We start from the raw sequence: 5,052 nt of genomic DNA, 5'->3' as shown, positions 1-5,052 counted from the left end.
ATTATGCGGATTGGCCGACAAGAATCCTGAAATTTTGCAGGGTAAAAGCTTGACAGATTATTTGCGCGGAAAAATAGCCGAAGATCCGGAAGCTTATGCTTATACTGTTTCTTACGGGGGGCATGATGCAACCATACGTACGAATCATTGGAGATACACCCGCTGGGGTAATGAAATGATTCCGAAAAGTGAGGAATTGTATGATCACATAAATGACCCCGAAGAGTATGTGAATTTGGCAGACAATCCTGATTATAGGACAGTCTTGGATGCCATGAGAATAAAAATGAATGCCGCCAGGAAAAAAGTAAATACTAGTGTACAAAAACATATGAAAAAGCAAGTATTACCGAAATAAATAAAAATAGTGTACTATAAAATAAAACCTGGCACTCATCACTTATTCAATAGTCATTACCATTAAATTTTTATCAACTATGAATAATAAAACATTATTTAACAAAAGAGTACATTACTCTAAATTTGACAGTTTATTTGTCATTTTGTTGTTTACATCTTTTTTTGTAATCACTTCAGACCTGTATGCAGGTTTTGGTGAAAACAAAATAAATAATGTCATGATCCAGCAGCAAAAAAAACGGATTACCGGTAAGGTAGTAGATGAAAACAATACAGCTATAATAGGTGCCAATATTATCGAAACAGGAAGTTCAAATGGTACGATTACCGATATTGATGGTAACTTCTCGCTAAGTGTCGCTGATAATGCTGTCATTCAAGTTTCTTATATAGGGTATCTCGAACAGGAGATTAAAACAGAAGGAAGAGTACATTTAAACATTATTTTAAAGGAAGACACAAGGGCTCTGGATGAAGTAATTGTTGTAGGCTATGGCACAATGAAAAAGAGTGATTTGACCGGAGCTGTTTCTTCGGTAAAAACCTCTGATATTCAACAAACTCCCATGACTTCTATTGATCAGGGATTGGTAGGCAGAGCATCCGGAGTGCAGGTTACGCAAACATCGGGCATGCCTGGGGCCATTGCTTCCATAAGAGTACGGGGCAGCAGTTCTTTACAAGCTGGGAACGAACCTTTATATGTCATCGACGGGTTTCCTGTATACAGCGGCGACGGATTCGGGCAAACAGGGGGGAGTGCACAGATAAGTGGACTGTCATCAATTAATCCTTCCGATATAGAATCCATCGAAATACTAAAAGATGCTGCAGCAACTGCTATTTATGGGGCGCGTGCAGCCAATGGTGTAATATTAATTACAACAAAAAGTGGTAAAAAAGGACAGGATATCATCTCTGTGGAAACGAATTTTGGCATCCAACAAGTCGTGAAAAAAATCGATGTTATGAATGCACAAGAATATGCCGCATTAGTGAATGAAGCATACACAAATGATGGACTGGCTCCCTGGTATAATGAACAAACAATGGCTGAAATAGCGTTATTGGGTAATGGCACAGACTGGCAAGACTTAATTTTCAGAAATGCCATTACTCAAAATTACATGTTGAATTTTTCAGGGGGTGATGAAAAAACCACCTACTCCATTTCAGGAAACTACGTCAACCAGGAAGGAGTTATAATAAATTCTGACTTTGAACGATTTTCACTAAGACTCAATTTAGACAGGAAAATTAAAAACAATTTTAAGGTAGGTACCCATATCAATGCAAGTCATACAATTACTAACGCAGTGGCAACAGATACTGGCGGTCAAGGCGGTGTTGTAAATGGCGCTATTAAGATGAGTCCGGTTCAAACAGTATACGAAAACAATGAAACCAAAGAATACACACAGGTAAATGTTCCTGGCGTATTAATACCTAATCCATATGCCACAGCAAAGGAACAACTTTTTAATAATGGACAGTCAAGATTCTTGGGAGATATGTATGCTGAATGGGAGTTTGTTCCCAATTTACTTTTCAGGACTTCCGTCGGTACAGATGTCGTATATTTTAAAGGCAACAGATATACTCCATCCACTATTTATCAGGCAAATGGTCTGGCAACCGGAAATATCAACGTTAACAGATCCATTAACTGGCTGAACGAAAACACACTTACATGGACAAAATTATTAAATAATCACTCATTCAATTTGTTAGGTGGTTTTACTTTACAACAGAATAACAGTGAAGGCGTATCGGCCTCGTCAAGTGGATTCGTAAATGATATGCTTACTTATAATGACCTGGGTTCCGGATCAGTATATAATTCACCTGGTTCTTCGGCTACCCAGTGGAACCTGATGTCATATTTAGGTCGAATCAACTATTCTTATAAAGACCGGTATCTCTTTTCAGTAAACGCACGTTTTGACGGTTCTTCAAGATTTGGAGAAAACAATAAGTACGGATTTTTCCCGTCAGCTTCGGCCGGATGGAGAATATCGGAGGAAAGTTTTATGGAATCCATCAGATCTGTCGTAACCAATTTAAAATTACGGGCCAGTTATGGATTCACTGGAAATACCGAGATCGGGTTGTACGGATCACTACCTACCTTGGGAAGTGTAGATTGGATTATTGGTAATCAACTTGTTACCGGTTTTTTCCCAAATAAGATACCCAATCCTGATTTAAAATGGGAACGAACTGGACAATTCGATTTAGGTGTGGATATTGGGTTGATAGACAATCGAATTCGTATAACGAGTGACATCTACAGGAAAAAAACAACAGACTTGTTGTACAATGTAGCCATCCCGTCAGCTTCCGGATTTGAAACAATGCTAAAAAATATAGGCAGTGTAGAAAATAAGGGACTTGAATTATCAATCGAATCCGATAATTTCGTAAATGAATTTGCATGGAATACAAATTTCAACATTGCTTTTAACAGGAACAAAGTTCTGGAGCTGGGTGGAGAACCATACAAGGAAATCGGAAGTGGAGATGGGCATTTGAAAACTGGCAGCTTTAGAAGATTGATCGTTGGTGAACCTATAGGAATTTTTTACGGATATAAATTTGACGGTATTTTCCAGACAGAAGAAGAGGTTCAAAAGTTAACAACACAACCCAGCCCTCTGGGTATCGGATATCGGCGTTATAAAGACCTGGACGGGGATGGCGCCGTTGATTCGTCAAATGACCGAATGATACTGGGTGATTCCAATCCTGATTTTTTTGGTGGACTTACGAACAATTTTTCCTATAAAGGTCTTGAACTCAACATATTTTTTCAATACTCCTACGGAAATGAAATATTCAATTATAATGCGATAGAGTTGGAAACTCCCACCGGTGGACAAAACGCATACAGAGAATTATTAGATAGATGGACACCTACAAATCCAAGTCAGATTTATCCGAAAGCTACTACTAATAGAGCTGCTTTGGTTAGTGATAGATGGGTTGAAGACGGATCGTATTTAAAATTAAAAACAGTCTCTCTGTCTTATTCATTCCCCAAGTTAAAATCCAATTTTTTCCGAAGTATGAGATTACATATCACAGCACAAAATCTAAAAACCTGGACAAGTTACAGGGGGTATGATCCTGAAGTAAGTTTCAGGGGCGCTTCCACGTTACAAGGAGGTGAAGACTTTGGTGGATATCCTCAGGCAAGAACCTTTATGATGGGAATTCAATTGAATATAAAATAATATAACAAAGTATCATTATGAGAAAGTTCAATCTATTAATAATATCTCTGATTTTTTTGAATGGTTGTGATTTTTTAAATGAGAATCCCAAGGACCGCCTGGTGCTTGATAATTTTTATTCTACATCTAAAGATGCCCAGGCAGCAGTAGATGCTACATACCAGTCATTAAATCCGTTATACAACAGATTAATGTATATACTTTGCGAGTTAACAACTGATATAGTCAAGAATGGAATTGGTATGCCCAATGCATACCTCCAGGATTTAGAATTTTTACGACATACAAATGAAAATACATTTATTGGCAATATGTGGACGGATTCTTACAGTGGAATTTCAAGAGCAAATACGGCGATTAATAGAATTCCCGATATTGTCATGGATGAAAACTTAAAAAAACGTTTTGTAGCTGAAGCAAAATTTCTTCGGGCTTTATATTATTTTAATCTCGTACGTTTTTTCGGAGATGTCCCCCTGATTACAAATCTCGAATCGGTTAATGATGCCATGGGGCCGCGTACTTCAAAAAGTGAGGTTTATAAATTAATCATACAAGATTTGACTGATGCTGAGTCCATTTTACCCATGCGCTCAGGATATAACGATTTAGAAGAAGGCAGAGCAACAAAAGGAGCAGCTAAAATTCTATTGGGAAAAGTATATCTTACGCTGGGAGAGTATACGAAAGCAAGAGATAAATTAGCAGAGGTTGTCAATGCTGAATCAACTTATGGTTATGGTTTACATGAAAATTATGGAAATAACTGGAATACTTTAACTGAAACAGGTATTGAAGCAGTTTTTTATATCGAGTATAAAGGCCGCCCTTATCCTCAAAATGGTGAAATGGGGCTTGCCGGACCAAAATATTCAATTCCGGGGGGAAATATTGGTGTTGCCGGGTCAAATGAGGCAGATATTCCAACCCAGGAACTTTATGATCAATTCAGTCCCAACGATACCCGTCGGGACGTCAATATCAGATTCAAATTCACCAATCCCAAGAATGGAAAAGTTCTCACTTCCAGTATCCCTCTTTTTGGAAAATATTGGAAGGATGGGATTGATGCCGCAAACCAATGTGACATTAACATGCATATTATACGATATGCAGACGCCCTATTAATGTATGCCGAAGTATTAAATGAGACAGATGACCAGGCCAAAGCCCTTCAAGTTTTGAACCGCGTGAGAAAAAGAGCCTTTGGAGACGATTCAGGTAATTTTGAGACAATGACGAAAGAAGCATTCAGAACCACTATATTGAATGAACGGAGACTTGAGTTTCCCTTGGAAGGACACAGATGGTTTGATCTGGTGAGAACAGGTACATTTATCCAAAGGATGAAAGAACACAGCGCCTATGAAGCTACTGTTGCTGAAAGTAATAAAACTGAAATCGCAACAAACATTAAAGAACATATGATTTTGATGCCTATTCCATTAAGGGAGCTTGA

3 protein-coding genes are annotated in these 5,052 nt (G+C 38.1%); all 3 read left to right on the top strand.

Translation table 11 applies throughout. The features are described 5' to 3' along the window. Positions 1–358, top strand: a 358-nt coding sequence (locus tag Q0502_RS08490; RefSeq protein ID WP_298649615.1) for a sulfatase/phosphatase domain-containing protein, incomplete at its 5' end; no start/stop codon positions are given. Positions 359–437: 79 nt separating this feature from the next. Further along, positions 438–3,593 (top strand): TonB-dependent receptor, encoded by a 3,156-nt coding sequence (locus Q0502_RS08485; RefSeq protein WP_298649613.1) that lies wholly within the window; start codon positions 438–440, stop codon positions 3,591–3,593. Between the two features lie 17 nt (positions 3,594–3,610). Continuing rightward, the coding region (locus Q0502_RS08480; RefSeq protein ID WP_298649611.1) for a RagB/SusD family nutrient uptake outer membrane protein at positions 3,611–5,052 on the top strand (1,442 nt) is incomplete at its 3' end.

Source organism: uncultured Proteiniphilum sp. (assembly GCF_937873925.1).
In the GTDB taxonomy this organism is placed as follows: domain Bacteria; phylum Bacteroidota; class Bacteroidia; order Bacteroidales; family Dysgonomonadaceae; genus Proteiniphilum.
Note: the sequence above shows the minus strand (reverse complement) of the source record. Positions and strands in the feature narration are given on the sequence as shown.

Coding starts and splice junctions, on each gene's coding strand:
- Q0502_RS08485 (WP_298649613.1), top strand. CDS start 438: ATGAATAATAAAACATTATTTAACAAAAGAGTACATTACTCTAAATTT.